Consider the following 16,825-nt stretch of genomic DNA (forward strand, 5'->3'; position numbering starts at 1 on the left):
AAGGATCGCCGACCCTCTATAGTTCATGTAACACTTAATAGCTAAAGGGGATATGGCGAGATGGCTGTTCCCAAAAGACGACAATCTAAGGCTCGGTCACGGAAGCGCCGCAGCCATAACGCTCTGAAGCCAATGAAGTTACAGTACTGTCCTCAGTGTGGGACAGCCGTTCCTTCTCATGTGGTTTGCCCAAATTGCGGCCATTACCATGGTCGTACGATGATTGAGACAGAGGATTAGTGGTCGAATCAGGTTTGATTCGCTTCGGAAGACAATCGCCACGCTTTGGGTAGGTTTTCTGGTCGGTCGAAGGGTTATTGGCGGAAGGCTCAAGGACTCTTCTTGTGTGAACTTTTGTCACCACTGACGTTGACTGACTTCTTCAGCCCAATTGAGGTCAGAACAGGATCTTGAAACCAATGCGAATTGCACTGGACGCTATGGGCGGAGACGATGCGCCCCTTGTCAACGTCGCTGGAGCGATCGAAGCTCTCCAGGAACACTCAAGCCTTGAAATCTCGCTTGTTGGCGACCGTCCGGTTGTTGATGAGCTGATTGACAAGCAGGGGTATTCGGGAGATCGCCTGGAGGTTGTCGAAGCGGACGGTTTTGTCGGCATGCATGAAAAGCCGATGGACGCGCTTCGACAGAAGCCCAACTGCTCGATTGCAAACTGCTGGAAGATGATGGCGGCCGGGCAGGTCGATGCCGTCATCAGCGCTGGAAACACTGGCGGAGTTGTCGCGGCGGGGCTGCGCACTCGGTTGTTCCTCAAGGGAGTCAAACGTCCCGGGATTTCCGTCGTTCTTCCCACAGTGACGGGTCGATCAGTTCTCCTCGATGTCGGAGCTAACCCGGGGGCGCGTCCTGAACATCTCGCTCAATACGCGATCATGGGGACAGTTTTCGCCCGGGAGATGCTGCAGATTGAATCTCCTCGCGTCGGCTTGATGAATATCGGCAGCGAAGACGGTAAGGGGACTCCATTCATTAAAGAAGCCCACGATCTGATCGTGCAGGGGCCGGTGGCTTCAAACTATATCGGAAATATTGAAGGACGAGGGCTCTATCAGGGTGAGGCGGACGTCATCATCTGTGAAGGGTTCGTCGGCAATGTCGTTCTCAAGGTTTCCGAGGGAATGGCTTCGATGATGATGCAGCGAGTGGCTCATCAAGTTCTCGGTTCGCTCAACGGTGAAAAATCGACGGCTGAAGAAGCTTTCGGAAGAGTCGGTCGAAGCTTCGAATACAATGAGTATGGCGGAGCGCCGCTTCTCGGAATTGACGGAATTTGCCTCATTTGCCACGGCTCGAGCGACGCACGTTCGATTCGCAATGCGTTGAGCACAGCACTGACCTTTGGCGACCGAAAAGTGAATCAGCAAATCGTAGAGACGCTGTCAGTTCAGGCTGCCACTAACGGCTAGAGATTCTCGCTTGCGAGTCATCGCTCATTGCAATACCCGTCAGGTATTCGGTCTCGTCAAGAACATTTGATCGTCAACGGTTCGAAGTTGATGGGAAGCCGCTCACCAACTCGCTTCAAAAGGCATCCTTGATGGTCGTCGCATCGTCTGGGGTGTTTGAAAAGGTTTTCGACCGGTGTTCTCGTGCTGATACGCGAAGACATGTTCGAATAACGCTCTCAATCAGGAATACGAAACATGAGTCGAATTGGGTTCCTCTTTCCAGGACAAGGTGCACAACACATTGGGATGGGAAAGCAAATCGTCGAGCAGTATCCGGCGGCGGACGCGCTTTTCGATCAAGCAGCCGAAATTCTGGGTTACGACCTGAAGAAGCTCTGCTTTGAAGGACCTTCTTCGGAGTTGGACTCGACCGTTTACAGCCAGCCAGCCATTTTCGTGACGAGCTTGGCCTGTCTCGAGAAACTCCGTGCGGACTCACCCGATATCATCCTCTCCTGTGAAGTCGCTGCCGGACTGAGTCTGGGAGAATATACCGCTCTCGTCTTCTCAGGAGCGATGAGTTTCGAGGATGGGCTGCGAGTGGTTCAGCAACGCGGACAAGCGATGCAGGACGCCGCCGATGCAACTCCCTCGGGGATGGCTAGTGTGCTGATGCTGGATCTCGCTGACGTGGAGAAGATTCGAGACGAAGCTCAATCAGCCGGGATCGTCGAGATCGCGAACTACCTTTGCCCGGGGAATCTGGTCCTCTCCGGTGAAAACGCTGCAATTGAACTCGCAGTTGAACTCGCTGAGAAAGCGGGAGCGAAAGTCGTCCCGCTGGCAGTGGCGGGTGCGTTTCACACGGAAATCATGAAACCGGCTGACGACCGCCTCATGAAGGCGTTGAGCGAGGTACCCATCGCGAGCCCTGAACGTCCCGTGATCTCAAACGTTGATGCTCAGTCACATTCTGATCCAGATGAGATCAAAGAGGTTCTCGTCCGACAGGTGATCAATCCAGTCCGCTGGGAAGACTCTGTTCGAGGCATGCTCGATTCCGGAGTTGATGAGTTCTATGAAATTGGACCGGGACGAGTTTTGACCGGTTTGCTGAAGCGAATTCATCGCAAAACACGATGCACTGCCGTGAATGATTCGTAGCGGGTGGACTGGCGTCAGGGATTCAATTCGCTTTGGCCATCGACCATTCAGATGGCACGCGAAACTGAGGGATTCGGAAGTCACTCGGTGAGGATCGCAGGCAGCAAACTTGTCAGGATTCCTGTTGTTTCCGTTTCCGATTTTGTGCGAGAATCGCTACAAGGAGATAGTGGAGGATTCTGCAACTGATGTGACGAAGTGGAATCGGAATTCCGTGCCAAATTGCATTTGAATGAAGCCAATGCGAGCGTGGAACTTCCGACGCGATCAAGACATTCCGGTTATCACAATATCTCCGGTCCCATTGCCGTTTACACATCATTCAAAAGCCGCTATATCTTCCGTCAACCGCCGTTTTTATGTTTTGTTCACAGATCATGAATCGGTCGGAAGGCCCGCAAGAGATGATGGGCCCCAGGACGGTGTTGAGTAATCCATTAAGGAGTCAGAAGTGGAAGATAAGATCATCTCAATTGTGAGCGAGCAATTGAGCGTATCCAAGGATGAAATCTCTCGAGAGAGTAACTTTATTGATGATCTTCAGGCCGATTCTTTGGATCTGGTCGAGCTGGGAATGAAGTTCGAAGAAGAGTTCGGAGTTTCGATTCCTGATGAAGATTACGAAACGATGAAAACTGTTGGCGATGCCATCGATTACATCAAGCAACGGGAGAATGCTTGAGCCATGCTGAAGCGAGTCGTTGTTACCGGCTTAGGCGTCGTCACCTCTCTTGGCTGTGAAGTCAGCGAGTTTTGGGACAGCATCTGCGCTGCCAAAAGTGGCGTCAGTAAAATTCGTCGTTTCGACTGTTCCAACTTCAAGGTTCAGTTCGGGGGAGAAGTGCAGAACTTCGAACTCACCGAACACATGGACCTTCTTGAGAAGGACGTTCGACGCCTCGATCGTTTTGTGCAGTTTGCCATGGCAGCTGCGCAAAAGGCGATCACCGATTCCGGGATCGACTTCGCAAGTGGTGACCCGTACCTGCACGGAGTTCTCGTCGGGTCTGGAATTGGCGGTCTGAACGAAATTGAGCAACAGCACTCAATTCTGTTCGACCGTGGTCCGACCCGCGTCTCACCGTTGATGATTCCAAAGCTGATGGTGAACGCCGCCAGCGGAAACATCTCGGTTCGATGGAAGCTCAAAGGGCCAAACAGTGCTGTGGCCACAGCGTGTGCCTCAGCGACAAACGCAATTGGCGACGCCTACCGTCTGATTCAGCACGGTCAGGCAAAAGTCATGGTGACCGGCGGAAGCGAAGCGGCCGTCACCCCGATGGGGCTGTCTGGTTTTGCTCGAATGCAGGCTCTGTCGACACGTAACGACGCACCTGAAGCAGCCAGCCGACCGTTCGATGTCGACCGCGACGGTTTTGTGATGGCGGAAGGGGCTGGGATTTGTGTTCTTGAAGAATACGAACATGCCCGTTCACGTGGTGCAAATATCGTCGCCGAAGTTCTCGGTTACGGCATGTCCGCGGACGGAAGTCATATGACTGCTCCAGATCCGGAAGGGCGTGGAGCAGCAAGAGCAATGCAGGGAGCATTGAAGGACGCTGAGATCAGCGCTGATTCAATCAGCTACGTGAATGCTCACGGGACAAGTACACCTCTCGGTGACAAAGCTGAGACAATGGCCATCAAGAGTGTTTACGGAAATCACTCACGATCGATGCCGGTCTCCAGCACAAAGAGTCAACTGGGACACCTGTTGGGAGCATCCGGAGGGGTTGAGTTTGTGATCTCGTCTCTCGCAATTCGTGATCAGATTGCTCCACCGACAATCAACCTTGATCATCCTGACGAAGCTTGTGATTTGGACTATGTGCCGAACGAAGCTCGACGAATGCGGATCGATCGCGTCATGACCAACAGCTTCGGATTCGGCGGACACAACGCCTGTCTGATCTTGGGCAAAGTTTGATCATCTCGAGAACTGCAGCTTGGAAGCCTTTTCTGCTCTGAGGATTTCACGTTGACTGACGAGTTGACTTGAACCACCGCAATCAAATGCGTTGTGATGTCAGCATGGTGTTTCGTTCTTCGTGGCACCGAGGATGAGATCGTCTGAAAACTGATCGTATAACTCGCGGAAACATTCGCGGAAGTTGCCTCGGTTTCGCTGAAACAGCTGTTCGAGTTTCTTTTCCGAACAGGCTTCTTCTCCCGCCAATGACTCAGCGAATCCGATGAGTTGTTGAGGTGTGCTACGACACGTGTGGAGCGTCGGCATCCGTCCAGGTCGATGACACGTTATGATTAAACCTCGAAGCTTTTGACTCTCTGCTTTGACGTGTCTCCAGTCCCACCAAGTCAGCAGTCCGGCACTGTCGAGAAGAAGAATGTGTTTTGAGTGGAGGCTCTGAGTGGCTTCCCGGAACCTCATCAAATTAGCTCGACTACCATCGTCTTGAAATCTCAGCAATGCGACTGAGAACCGACGTTTTTGAAGCTCGTTGAACAGATCTTTGAACAAGGTCGTCTTGCCAGTTCCTTTCGGGCCGACAATGGCTCCGCGAAAGTTCCTCTCTTCGATAACAGCTATCAGCTGTTCAAGCGAACCCGTTTCGAACTGGTAGCTGAGGTTGTCGATTCGCTCTGACCGGAAGGGGTTGGCGCGAGCTCTCATTTTGACAAATCGATGGTCAGGCCATCGTCCGCGATCGTGACGTTTGAGTAAATCTTCTTGAACTCATCGAGTCCAATCGGATCGTCGTCAAGATTCAGGGGATCAACGTGGGTGATCACCAGTCTCCCAACGTTCGCTGACTGAGCGAGTTCGGCGAGTGTCGAAGAGTGTGTGTGCCCGGTCGTCTCTGCCCAGTCCGAACTACTGTCCGGGAAGTAGCATTCATGTATCAAGAGATCGACGCCGCGAATGAAATCGGTGTAAGTTCCGTCGACGGTTGTGTCGGTGACGTAAGCGATTTGCTGACCGTCCAGTTCAAAGCGATACGCGATTGATCCACCCGGATGAGTTGTGAGTGGAAATGACTCGATTTGTGTTCCGTTAGCCAGCTCGATTGAGTCGCCCGGAGTGATCGTGTGAAACTCGAACGGGGGGCCGACAGGAAAAATGGCTTCGGAGAAGAGGGAGTCTCGGACAGCATCTAAGACGTGCTGCGCTCCGAAGAGCCGCATTTTTTCGACGTTGTGAATGATCGGAAGAGTGACGAGGTAGGTGAGCCCGCAAATGTGATCGAGGTGAGCGTGAGACAAAAGCAGGTCGAGTGTTTTGGTTTCGATGTGCTCGGCGATGCGGAAGCCAGCAGTCCCGCAATCGAGGATCAGTCCGATTTCGGGGACCATTAAGCAAGTGGTGTGGCGGCGTTCGTTTGGGTGAAATCCCCCAGTTCCAAGAAATTCGATTCGCATGCGGCGACTCGCCTCCAGGTGCCGAGTTGTGATTGGCTACGCCACTGATTCTGCTTCGTGCTTCAACAGCCCGCGAACAATTGACCTCAAATGGGGTTCTGCTTCGTTAGCAATCGCGATGATTTCCTGCACGTCCGCAGGTTTCAAGGCATCCGGCAGGCACATGTCAGTCACAACAGAGAGGGCGACCGTTCGCAGCCCAGCATGGACAGCCACGAGGACTTCTGGAACCGTTGACATTCCGACGATGTCGGCCCCGATCATTCGCAGGAACCTGTACTCTGCTCGTGTTTCGAGATTGGGACCTGCGATGGCGACGAAGACACCTTTCTGGGCCCGGAAATTCTCTGCTCGAGCGATTTCGAGTGCGTGATCTCCCAACTTTTGGTCGTAGGGAGCGCTCATGTCTGGGAAACGTGGCCCGAGCCGGTCATCGTTGATGCCGATCAGAGGATTGTCGCCCATCAGGTTGATGTGGTCGTCGACAACGACAATATCTCCGGTTTGGAGATAAGGATTCATGCCACCGACTGCGTTCGAGGCAATCAGGAGTTGAGCTCCAAGTGCCTTGAAAACGCGAACTGGAAGAGTGACTTGCTTGAGGGAATAGCCCTCGTACATGTGATGACGCCCCTCCATCGCAATCACAGGGAGGCCGCTCAAAGTTCCGCAAACCAGCCGACCGCGATGACTGGTCGCTGTCGACTTGAGGAAGTGTGGAATCTCCTCGTAGTCAAAGACTGCTTCGGTTTCAATATCGCTCGCCAGATTGCCCAAACCCGTGCCGAGAATGATTCCAGCGTGTGGAGTACGATCCCACTTGGCTTGAATAACAGAACAGGCTTCCTGGATCTGATTATAAAGCTCGAGCATAGTTGATTGCTGGTTCGGGAAAATTCTGGCGAAATCGAGGGGCGAAACTCACATTGTGAGAGGCAGATGTGGAGCTGGTCGACGGGATTCCGTCAGTTCGAAGTGCTGACGGGTCTAATCCGCGAGAAACTCAACGCAAACGCCGATGCGCAGCATCGAACGAGAACTCCACAAACGGTTCGATTCGAATCGTTGCCGCGTGAGTCAAGAGTTACGAGAGTTTCTTCGCACAGGTCTTACAGCGAACCCGTTTGCCTTTCTTACCGATCACGACTCCACACTTGGGGCATCGCTTTTGCTTCCGTTCCTTCTTCAGCTTTGTTCGGGGTCTCAGTACCATCTCAGCAACCTTTAGCTTTCTTTCTCAATATTTCTGGTGCCCCCGATCGATGACGATGGCGAGCAAGCCAGCAAGTTATCGTATGAGGCTACTCGCTTCAATGTCGACAGTGGAATCCTTTGTACAGCAGTCCGTTTCACTGATCACACCGTGAAATCTGGACTTGTCTGACGCGCAACCTTTCCACATTCCGCTCTCTTTGCCATGATAACCGCACGAACAAGACAGAATTGACGGATAATTTTCCATGGCGGAATCTGATTCCAATCTTCCCGATGAACAAACGAACGTCGATGACACCACGTCGATGCCGTCTTCTTTTAGTACTTCGGGAGAAATGGTCCCTCAGACGGACTCAATTCTCGACGACTTCCGCCTGCTACGTCGCCTCGGAAAAGGGGGCATGGCTGAGGTATGGCTGGCCGAGCAGGAATCGCTGAAGAGAAACGTCGCTTTGAAGTTACTGCGTCCTGATCTGACTGAAGACCAGACTTATGTCGCCAGGTTTCAAGCAGAGGCGAAAGCGGCTGCTGGGCTGAATCATCCGAATATTGTTCAGGTGTATACGGTCGGAGAAAATCTCGGCCAGTATTTCATCGCTCAGGAGTACGTCGAGGGGGCGACTCTCAAGAGTTTCATCCAGAAGAAAGGGCCACTCGAAGCCAAGCTCGGCTTAAGGATCATGCGGCAAGTGGCGTCTGCTCTACGTTCCGCAGCTGAGAAGGGAATTGTGCATCGCGATATCAAGCCCGAAAACATCATGCTGAACCGTAAGGGTGAGGCGAAGGTGGCCGACTTCGGACTCGCGCAGCTTCAAGGAGGGGAGCGGCTCAACCTGACACAGGAAGGTGTCACGATGGGAACTCCGCTGTACATGAGTCCGGAACAGGTCAGTGGGAGAAAGCTCGATCAGCGTAGTGACATCTATTCGTTCGGGATCACCTGCTACTACATGTTCGCCGGGCATCCTCCATTTGAAGGGGAGAACGCCGTCAGCGTCGCTGTGAAGCATCTACACGAGACTCCAACTCCGCTTGAGGAGGTGCGTCCGGATCTTCCGAAAGTCATCTGCCAGGTGATCAGCAGAATGACGGAGAAGAGCCCGGATGATCGTTATGCGTCGGCAGAAGATGTGCTCAACGATGTTCGCAAGATCGCAAAAGCGCTTGAGACGGGTGACTCGGTGGATAATTTGTTCGCCGATTCTGCTCGATCATCAAATTCGTTCCCGACGAATCGACCAGTGGCTATGTTGACGCTGCTCTGTGTCGTTTCGGCAATTGCTTCAGCTGGTGTCAGTCTTGCTACTCGTCAAACCATTCCGGAAGCCAATCCGAATCTGATTCACTCTTCGATTCCCAAATTGGACTCAGCGCGCGAGCAGTTCATCGACGCGATGTTTCGTGTGGACAGCGAAGATGCATTCAAGGCGGTGATCCAATACCATCCGACCGACGCTGGCTATGTCAATCGGGCACACGAGCAACTTGCGTTGCAGTACTTGCACGATCCGAATCGAAAGCAGGACGCGGAACGTCAGTTGAACCTGCTGCGGGACATCCAGACCGAAGAATACATCACGAAAGCGCGGATCGGGAAAGCGTACCTGGCGGCAATTGAGGGGAACATTTCTCTTGCCAAGTCCACATTGGCGGCTCTTCCCGCAGACTATGAAGATCGATTGAGCGAAAGCTGGCGACAGCGGGAGGAAGATGCTCGCCGAATCATTCGAGAGTCTGAAGAATCCTCTCAAAGTCGTTCGACCGAAGATTCCGCGACCTGAAATCGACTCGCAGTCCGAAATCTGACTTGGACTCATTCTCCTCAGAGAAATCAAAAGCTATGACCGATGTTGTTGAGGGGAGTCTGTACGACTATCCCAAGTACTACGATTTGCTATTCGGCTTTGATTGGAAAGCAGAGTGCGATTTTCTCGAAAACTGTTTTGATAGATACGCCAAGTGCAGCGTTAAACGCCTCTTCGAACCGGCCTGCGGAACCGGTCGATTGATGATCAAACTTGCCCAACGCGGTTATGAAGTTGCCGGAAACGATCTGAACCCGCATGCGGTCAAGTATTGCAACGATCGTCTCGTGAGGTTCGGTTTCCCCGCGAGCGCTGTCGTCGAAGATATGAGTGACTTCTCGGTTAAAAAGAAGTTCCATGCAGCGTTCAACATGATCAATAGTTTTCGTCATTTGGAGACCGAACGAAAAGCGACTGACCATTTCAAGTGTATGGCGAATGCCCTCACGAAGGGTGGGCTCTATGTCCTCGGAGTACATTTGATTCCGACAGCTGGCAATCGTATGGAACAAGAGTCTTGGGTCGCTCGACGCGGCAATCTGCAGGTCAATTCACACATGTGGTGTAAGGAACTCGACCTGAAGGGGCGGAATGAAAAACTCGGAATGACGCTCGATATCTACACGCCAACTTCGCATCGTCAGATTCGCGATGAGATGAACTATCGAACTTACACTGAAGCTCAAATGCAAAAGTTATTCTCGAGAGTTCCGGAACTCGAGGTGGCTGCTGTCCATGATTTTTCGTACGACGTTTCTGAGACAACGGAACTCAACGAAACGTCGGAAGACATTGTCTATATCCTCCGCAAGAGGTAAGAGTTCGGCGTGCATCATTTGCGGAAACAATTTGTGATACTCTGCCTCTGCCTGCTCGCATCCACGATTCCCTTCCTGCTTCTGGGCGAGTCGTTCGAGAATGAAATCCGCTCGTGGTTCGAACAATCCTGGTCACCTGCAGCACGATTCGGCTTAATTGTCGCACTTCTTGCGCTTGATATCTTTCTTCCGATTCCTTCAAGTGCGGTGAGCACCTACGGTGGGGCTGTGCTCGGATTCGGCTGGGCGACACTGGCGTCGTGGCTGGGGCTGATGCTCGGGAATGTTGTCGGCTTTCAAGCTGCAAAGCTCGTCGGAGCCCGGTTTGTGAACCGAATGACCGACAAAAGAGATCGGAACGTTATTGAGCAGTTTCAAGAACGGCTGGCGATCTGGTCGGTTGCGGTCACTCGTCCGCTGCCAATTCTTGCAGAAGCGACCATTCTCTTATTCGGCGCGATGCGCATTCCGTTTTCGCTCATCCTTTTGCCCTTGATTGTGGCGAATCTTGTAATCGCAGCGAGCTATTCGGCAATTGGAGCATTGGCGATTCAGTACGACGTCACGATATGGGTCATCGCTGGCTCAGTCGTCTTTCCTGTGGCACTGACATGGCTGGTCAGACGACAACTCGCTCCTGCATTTCTGTCTCATTCACAAGCTTTGGAAGATTCTCATGAGAGCCGTTCGGGTCACTGACCAACGAGTCCAATTCGATGCAGACTACTCGGCACAAACGCGAAGTGACTGTGTTGAAGTGGAAGTGATTCAGGCGGGAGTCTGCGAAACTGACCTGCAGCTGATTCGTGGGTACATGGGGTTCGAAGGAGTTCTCGGGCACGAATTCGTCGGCGTGGCGAAAAGTGGTCGATTCGCTGGCGAGCGAGTTGTTGGCGAAATCAATTGCGCGTGCCGCAACTGCCCGACCTGCGACGCTGGACTTCCAACTCATTGCCCCCATCGGTCGGTGATCGGAATTCTCAATCATGACGGGGCATTTGCTGATACGGTCTGGGTTCCTGAGGAGAATCTGCATGCCGTTCCTGATTCGGTCGACAACGACAATGCAGTCTTCACGGAACCGATTGCTGCGGCCTTCCAGATTCCATTTCAACTGAACTTGAGCGGTTATCAGAGCATCGTTGTTCTGGGCGACGGTCGACTCGGAAATCTCTGCGCTCAAGTGATTGCGGCGCATGGAAAGTCCCCGCTGGTTGTCGGAAAGCACGTCGAAAAGCTTAAACGTCTGCAAAAACTGGGAATCTCCACCCGGCTGCTGGATGACGTTGAGGAGAGTCGATTTGCCGATCTGGTCGTTGACTGCACCGGCTCCCCTTCAGGATTGTTGACTGCCTTTCAGATTTGTGTGCCGCGTGGAACGATCGTGATGAAGTCGACCTTCGCCGGGGAAACGGGTCCCAATCTTGCTCCTCTTGTGATTGATGAATTTACGATGGTCGGGTCACGTTGTGGTCCGTTCGATAAAGCGATCGAAGCTCTGGCCCAGAAGCAGATTTCCGTGACGGATCTCATCACAGCTCGTTACAGCTTGGAAGATTCCATCATTGCACTCGAAACCGCACAAAAGAAGGATCAATTGAAGGTCATTCTCAACGTACAGAATTGACTCGGTTTAAAGCCGCTCTGTCTCTGGCTCGCACGAAGCTGGTGACATGTCAGTCGTTTGTAGTGTCGGAGCAATACAAGCGAGTGCACAGGAGAGAGCAACTTGCTCTAGTTGCGCTCCAGTCCGTGAATCTCAAATGGAACGGGGAGAAAAGTCAGCAGCTCAGGCATTCCATAAATTAGGTGAGTCGCTTCGACATCGCTTGGAAAACGGACTTCCAGGGAGTGAATCAATCCACGACGCGAGAGGAGTTCGACGCGCGAAGAAGCTGTGGTTTGTCCATTCGCTAATTGCAGTTTCACGTCTCGATGCAGCAATCCAAGTCGGTGTGAACGGAGTTCATCAGCGTTGTGGGGGAGTTGGATACTTAAGCGGATGATGGTCTCAGCGGGTGTTCGGGAAATTCCTTCTAAGCGAACACGGTTGTCGGGAGACTGTTGTAGAATGTCGAGAGCGATGGCAATTGGCTCTCTTCGGGCTGCACAAAAGAGAGTGATGAAACCCGAAGCACTGATTGGAAACTCGATCGCTTCGCTTTCGGTTTGAAAGTCGATTGTGAAGACCGCTGTGCGTCCTCCGCGAAAGAGAAGCTCATGCCCAGCATCTGGATTGAACGGTGTTGCAGTGAGATTTTCATCTGCAAGTTCAAAGTCTCTGTCGAAGACTTGAGCGAAGAATGGAACGACCTGCGGTTCGACATCGATTCGAAATTCGACGCGGATCAGTTCACCTCTCCGCCGTTGACGAAATCCTTGCCGCTGGCGTTGGACGATCCCGCCGATCCGAACGCATTTGACGTAGTCCGCCACGTCATAACGTGTTCGTTCACTGGTCGAGAGTACAACTGCATTCGATGACGTTCGCCAACCCAGGTCGTGGTGCAGGCAGACTTCATCGATCACTTGCCAGAACGGGACGTCTTTCCCTTCAAAACGAACTCGCCTCGACAAGTTCGGCGGATCGGTGAGCACAAGGTTGCCTGTCGAACCGGTGAGTTTCTGGATGAACTCCTGAATGTTCACTTCATTGGGGGCATCGAAGCTGAACCGAGTTCCTTCAAGTGTTCTCGTCGCTGCGAGTTTGCGGATTTCGTTGCGAATCCGATCCAGTTGAATATCGATGATCGGATTGTCGACCGAAAGCTTTTCCAAGTCGGGAATGGCGGATTCCCCCAGTTGGATCAGCCTTCGCTCCGCCTCGACTCGTTCTGCTCGCTTCGGGCTGTCGAGGAGGGCGACGAGTTGCTCGACACTCTTGCTGTTAATTGCGTTGACGGAAACGTCGTCTGCATCTGATCGTGAGACGATGCAATCCGCGCCAAAAGCCATGAGCGCGATGAGAACGAGCATTGAGGTCCAACGGGATTTGGGCATTCGGTCAGAATAATTCATCCAACCCGAAAAATCATTCCATTTGGTGGAGCCGAACTTGAGGTCATCTCGGCGCGGTTGAGCAGAGCGTTCTACGTTTGTTGGACTCGCTTTCTGTCCGGGGACCTCGATGCGAATTCCAAAACCGATTCTCTGTCTGCTAGCACTGTCGTGCTTGTCAGTCTCCATTGCTCACGGAGCGGGACAGGTTGAACTGACGACTGCTGAGAGAACGTACGTCGGGAAGCCGTTGGTTCATGATCAGGGTTTGAGCTGGCTGGCACATTCTGACGGGAGTTATTCTCGCATCGATTTGCAATCGGTGACCTCAGCACGAAAGTCGCCCGATCCGTTTCGAGCGGAGTCATCAATCGCGATGAGGACACGGCTTCAGCAGGAATTGGGGCACGATTACGAAGTGACCACTCGCGGGCCATTTGTTGTGGCGGGACCAAAAGGTCGAGCGAGAAAGTATGCCGAGTTGCTCGACCGGACAGCCCGTGCATTTTCGCTGTATGCTTCGCGTCGCAAACTCCCGACGATTCGTTCTGAATTTCCGCTGCTTGTGCAAATCTTCAGTCAGCGTTCTGAGTTTGACGCCTATTGTGCCAGCGACGATGTTCCCCCGAATGGACTGATCCGGGGCTACTATCATCCAGCGACAAATCGCATCGCTCTATACGAACGACCATCGTCAGGGCCCAACTATCGAACGGTTTCGAACAGACCAAGCGTTCGCGCTTCCGACAGTGATCTCGATCCTGCGACCGTTCAAACTCTTCTGCACGAAGGGATTCATCAACTCGCATTCAATGCTGGCCTGCACTCACGAATCGGAGCCAACCCTCGTTGGGTGGTTGAGGGATTTGCTGAGATGATGGAGGGTGACGGGACCTTCGATGAGAAACAGTTTCGCGGTGCCTCCGCATTGAACCCGGAACGATTGCGTCACTTTCGAGCATATTTGAGTCAGGTAAGAGAGGAGACGATCGCCCAGTTCATTGCGAACGATGAACTCTACTTTCGACAGAATGTTCTAAACGCATACAGTCAGGCTTGGGCGCTCAGCTATTTTCTCGCAGAGACGCGACCGTCGAAGTACGCGGCTTACCTGAAGATTATTTCGACCCGAGATTCTCTCGATCAGGAGTACTCCGCGACCGAACGGCTGGCGGACTTTCAAAAAGTATTCGGGAGCGATCTCGACTGGCTTGAAGTTCAATTTGTGCGGTTCATTGAGGGGCTCTGACTCATTTCAAGTTGTTGAGGAATTCGACGAGGTCCTGAAATTCTCCCACCGTCATGGTTTGTATGAGTCCATCCGGCATGAGAGATTTCGGCGAAGCAGCGTAGTCTTCGATTTGATTCGCCTTGAAGTGCAGGTTGTCACCGGTTTCGGAGATCATTTCGATCGCTCCACCGGCTTTGTGGTCCAGTTGAAGTCCTCGATAAATCTTCCCCTCCGTAGTGGCGACCATCCACGCTTGGTACTGCGGCGGAAACTCTGCGGAAGGTTCGAGAATGGAATGAATGATCTGTGAGCGTGATTTGGAAAGTGCGACCCGACTGAGATCGGGACCGAGGACTCCACCGCGACCGTCCACTGTATGACACTTGAAGCATCCCACTCGGTCGGTGAAGAAGACTCTCCGTCCGCGTTGCTCGATTCCTCCTTTCATCGCAAGCTTTGTCCATTCGTCATGACTGTCTGGCCGAGTAGCGGACTCGGACTCTGAAAGTCCATTGTCGGGACGAGGACCGGAGATTCTATCTCGGACGATTGGAGACAACTTGAGCGAATCAATGTGTTCACGGCATTCTCGGGCTTCCGATCTTTCAAACCAGGACCGAAATGTTCGGGCTGTCTCTGTCGCGATCGATTCATTCTCATCGGACAAAAGAGGAATCAGTCGCTGCGGGTCTTCGAGTTTTACCGTGCTGATGGCGAGCAGAGCTTCGCAGCGCAGTTCAGCCGGTGCGGAGTCATCGAGGCAAGTGTCCACGAAGTTCTCGACAAGCTCAGGATGCTCATTGAGTGGAAGTTCGCCGAGTTTACGAATTGCAGCTAATGCGAGCTCTTCTTGTTCGCTCTGAATCTGCCTGGTGAGCCAATCGCGTTCCGACTTCGCGGTTGAAAGATCCAGAAATCGAACAGCGTGTGCCTGAACCGATTCGGAAAACTTCGGGCTCTTGGCGACTTCGATGAGAAGCTTGGAGGTCGATGGTCGTGGTAGCTGATTTGATTTGGCTGCGGCACGAGTTTGGTATGCCTCGATGAATGTCGAATCGAGATTCTGGACTGCAGCCAAATACGTCGCGAACAATTGAGTGCTGACGTTTTCCTGAGTAATGGCAGCTTGCAGGTCACCACGCAAATCGATGTTCATCGATTCCCCAGCCCACACCAGAGCAGCGAGGCGAATCTCTTCGGATGGGTCCTGCAGCCAGCGGCGAATCGACTCAATACGATTCGGGAATCGAATCCGATCGGCCAGCAATGCTCCTAAGCGAACGCGTTCGTGTGAATTCTGAGAGAGTTGCTCGTGAAGGCTGTCGTCGTCGATTTGCGCAAGTCGTTGGACTGCGACGTGGCGAAGCATCGCCGAATCGGATTGAAGAGCTTCGACGAGTTTGTCTTCATCGTCGGTCTCACGAATTTCCTTTGCGTGAAGTTCCCATGAGTTTGAAAGCGGGGGAGCGAACTTCTTGCGGGGCGAGATGGTCGGTTCCGTATCGATGTTCGAGATACGCCAGATTCGACCGCGTCCATGGTTGGGATAATTCACGAGGACCCAATCCGTCACATACAGATTCCCCTGCGAGTCGCAGTCGAGGGCAACCGGGCGAAAGTCTTTGCCTCCCGACATGAAATTCGACTTGTCGGTAACAGCGAGGCCGTCAAATTCCGTTTTGACGTCGAACCGCTCGATCGAGTTCTCGTTCCAGATGGAGACGAGAACGCTGTCCGAATACTCGATTGGAAAATTGGACCGCTGACAATCAATGACCGAACATGGAGCTTCCCCGGTTCCTGCGAGGAAGGGCAAAGTCCCGGGCAACGATCCGTCCCAGCCTTGAAACGGATGGTTGCCACTTCCTCCGTAAAGTGATCGATAACCGTAGTCGCCAGCTTTAACGACATGAACAAGACGATTGGGACCACGTGCGTCGGGATCGTTGTCGACGAGCAGCAGGTTCCCATGTTGGTCGAATTTCAGATCGAACGGATTCCAGAAACCTGTCGCGAATTCTTCGAGGCGAGTTCCATCGGGGCGGCACCGGATGACGCTGCCCCCATCACCGTAGCCTGAGACTTTGGATTGATCCGTTCCAACGAAATGATAGCCTTTTGACCCGGTGTTTCCTCGAGCAACATACATCCAGCCATCGCGATCGAACGTGATTCCGAGGAGGCTGTTGTGAGCGTAGCGTTCTTCGGTTTCGAGAGTCAAAACTGTCTCGACGTTTTCGGCTCGGCCATCGCGGTCCTCGTCGTGAACCTTCAGGACTTCTCGCGCACAGACAACAAACAACTCGCCGTCAGGTGAGAAGGCAAGATTCATCGCTTGGTTGATTCCATCAGCGCACACATACGTTTCGTCGACTTTTCCATCGTAGTCACGATCGATGAAGACTTTAATGTGATCGCTCTTCGGTCCTGAATAGTCCGCCGGGGGATGATGGGTGTGCGACTCGATGACGAACAGTCGGTCTTGCGAGTCGATCGCCATGCCGATCGGCGTCACGATTTCCGGGTCTTCAGCAAGAAGCGTCACCTGCAACCGATCATCGTGAACGACGGGAGCGTCCTGTGCTAGAATGCTTAGACATATCGAGTTTGTCAGAAGGACGATGGCTACAATCTTCATCCGCATCGTGCAGGTGCTCCCATGAATCAGCGCATCTACGATTCGCCATGGAATGCCGTCTGTCAGCTGAAGAAATCATCTCAAGACGACGCTAAGTGAGTTCTGAGATACGGACAGAAGGTTTCAGGCGAGTTCTAATGAAGCAGAATAGCCTTGTTGATTCCGGCGAT

15 protein-coding genes are annotated in these 16,825 nt (G+C 52.8%); 10 read left to right on the plus strand and 5 right to left on the minus strand.

Going from position 1 to position 16,825, the window contains the following annotated elements; all coding sequences use genetic code 11:
• The first annotated feature begins 60 nt into the window (after window positions 1-60).
• The 5 genes from rpmF (at window position 61) to fabF (ending at window position 4,500) form a co-directional block, all read left to right on the plus strand.
• On the plus strand, window positions 61-240 hold the full coding sequence (gene rpmF / locus AB1L42_RS19085; RefSeq protein ID WP_146508406.1) for a 50S ribosomal protein L32: 180 nt from the start codon (window positions 61-63) through the stop codon (window positions 238-240).
• A 179-nt stretch (window positions 241-419) separates the two neighbouring features.
• Window positions 420-1,427 (plus strand): phosphate acyltransferase PlsX, encoded by a 1,008-nt coding sequence (plsX, locus tag AB1L42_RS19090; protein WP_367059813.1) that lies wholly within the window; start codon window positions 420-422, stop codon window positions 1,425-1,427.
• A gap of 237 nt (window positions 1,428-1,664) precedes the next feature.
• A complete protein-coding gene (fabD, locus tag AB1L42_RS19095; protein ID WP_367059816.1) occupies window positions 1,665-2,573 on the plus strand; it encodes an ACP S-malonyltransferase in 909 nt (302 codons plus the stop codon).
• Window positions 2,574-3,024: 451 nt separating this feature from the next.
• Entirely contained in the window at window positions 3,025-3,255 is a 231-nt protein-coding gene (acpP, locus tag AB1L42_RS19100) for an acyl carrier protein (RefSeq protein ID WP_261342041.1), read from the plus strand.
• 3 nt (window positions 3,256-3,258) lie between these two features.
• Window positions 3,259-4,500 carry a beta-ketoacyl-ACP synthase II gene (fabF, locus tag AB1L42_RS19105; RefSeq protein ID WP_367059821.1) on the plus strand — a complete coding sequence of 414 codons (1,242 nt, stop codon included), beginning with the start codon at window positions 3,259-3,261 and terminating at the stop codon, window positions 4,498-4,500.
• Between the two features lie 99 nt (window positions 4,501-4,599).
• Here the strand turns inward: fabF and AB1L42_RS19110 are convergent, their stop codons facing one another.
• The 3 genes from AB1L42_RS19110 to AB1L42_RS19120 are packed head-to-tail and all read right to left on the minus strand — an operon-like array spanning window position 4,600 to window position 6,824.
• Complete coding sequence (locus AB1L42_RS19110) at window positions 4,600-5,205, minus strand: AAA family ATPase (protein WP_367059824.1); 606 nt, start codon at window positions 5,203-5,205, stop codon at window positions 4,600-4,602.
• Window positions 5,202-5,951: an MBL fold metallo-hydrolase gene (locus tag AB1L42_RS19115; RefSeq protein WP_367059827.1), complete on the minus strand. Its 750-nt coding sequence runs from the start codon at window positions 5,949-5,951 to the stop codon at window positions 5,202-5,204. Before AB1L42_RS19115 ends, AB1L42_RS19110 begins: the two co-directional genes overlap by 4 nt.
• Before the next feature lie 36 nt (window positions 5,952-5,987).
• Entirely contained in the window at window positions 5,988-6,824 is an 837-nt protein-coding gene (locus tag AB1L42_RS19120) for a purine-nucleoside phosphorylase (RefSeq protein ID WP_367059830.1), read from the minus strand.
• Between the two features lie 587 nt (window positions 6,825-7,411).
• Here AB1L42_RS19120 and AB1L42_RS19125 point away from each other — a divergent pair.
• The 4 genes from AB1L42_RS19125 to AB1L42_RS19140 are packed head-to-tail and all read left to right on the plus strand — an operon-like array spanning window position 7,412 to window position 11,416.
• A complete protein-coding gene (locus AB1L42_RS19125; RefSeq protein WP_367059833.1) occupies window positions 7,412-8,947 on the plus strand; it encodes a serine/threonine-protein kinase in 1,536 nt (511 codons plus the stop codon).
• Between the two features lie 59 nt (window positions 8,948-9,006).
• Window positions 9,007-9,789, plus strand: a complete 783-nt coding sequence (locus tag AB1L42_RS19130; RefSeq protein WP_367059836.1) for a class I SAM-dependent methyltransferase — start codon at window positions 9,007-9,009, stop codon at window positions 9,787-9,789.
• A gap of 33 nt (window positions 9,790-9,822) precedes the next feature.
• Window positions 9,823-10,488 carry a VTT domain-containing protein gene (locus AB1L42_RS19135; RefSeq protein WP_367059840.1) on the plus strand — a complete coding sequence of 222 codons (666 nt, stop codon included), beginning with the start codon at window positions 9,823-9,825 and terminating at the stop codon, window positions 10,486-10,488.
• Window positions 10,466-11,416 carry an alcohol dehydrogenase catalytic domain-containing protein gene (locus tag AB1L42_RS19140; RefSeq protein WP_367059843.1) on the plus strand — a complete coding sequence of 317 codons (951 nt, stop codon included), beginning with the start codon at window positions 10,466-10,468 and terminating at the stop codon, window positions 11,414-11,416. The genes AB1L42_RS19135 and AB1L42_RS19140 overlap by 23 nt, the downstream gene beginning before the upstream one ends.
• Before the next feature lie 107 nt (window positions 11,417-11,523).
• Here the strand turns inward: AB1L42_RS19140 and AB1L42_RS19145 are convergent, their stop codons facing one another.
• Entirely contained in the window at window positions 11,524-12,789 is a 1,266-nt protein-coding gene (locus tag AB1L42_RS19145) for a hypothetical protein (RefSeq protein WP_367059846.1), read from the minus strand.
• Window positions 12,790-12,916: 127 nt separating this feature from the next.
• Between AB1L42_RS19145 and AB1L42_RS19150 the strand changes: the two genes are divergently transcribed.
• A complete protein-coding gene (locus AB1L42_RS19150; RefSeq protein ID WP_367059849.1) occupies window positions 12,917-14,035 on the plus strand; it encodes a DUF1570 domain-containing protein in 1,119 nt (372 codons plus the stop codon).
• 1 nt (window position 14,036) lies between these two features.
• Here AB1L42_RS19150 and AB1L42_RS19155 read toward each other — a convergent pair whose 3' ends face one another.
• Window positions 14,037-16,655, minus strand: coding sequence for a PVC-type heme-binding CxxCH protein (locus tag AB1L42_RS19155; RefSeq protein WP_367059852.1), 2,619 nt, complete (start codon window positions 16,653-16,655; stop codon window positions 14,037-14,039).
• Between the last annotated feature and the right edge of the window lie 170 nt (window positions 16,656-16,825).

The organism is Thalassoglobus sp. JC818, from assembly GCF_040717535.1.
Classification (GTDB): domain Bacteria; phylum Planctomycetota; class Planctomycetia; order Planctomycetales; family Planctomycetaceae; genus Thalassoglobus.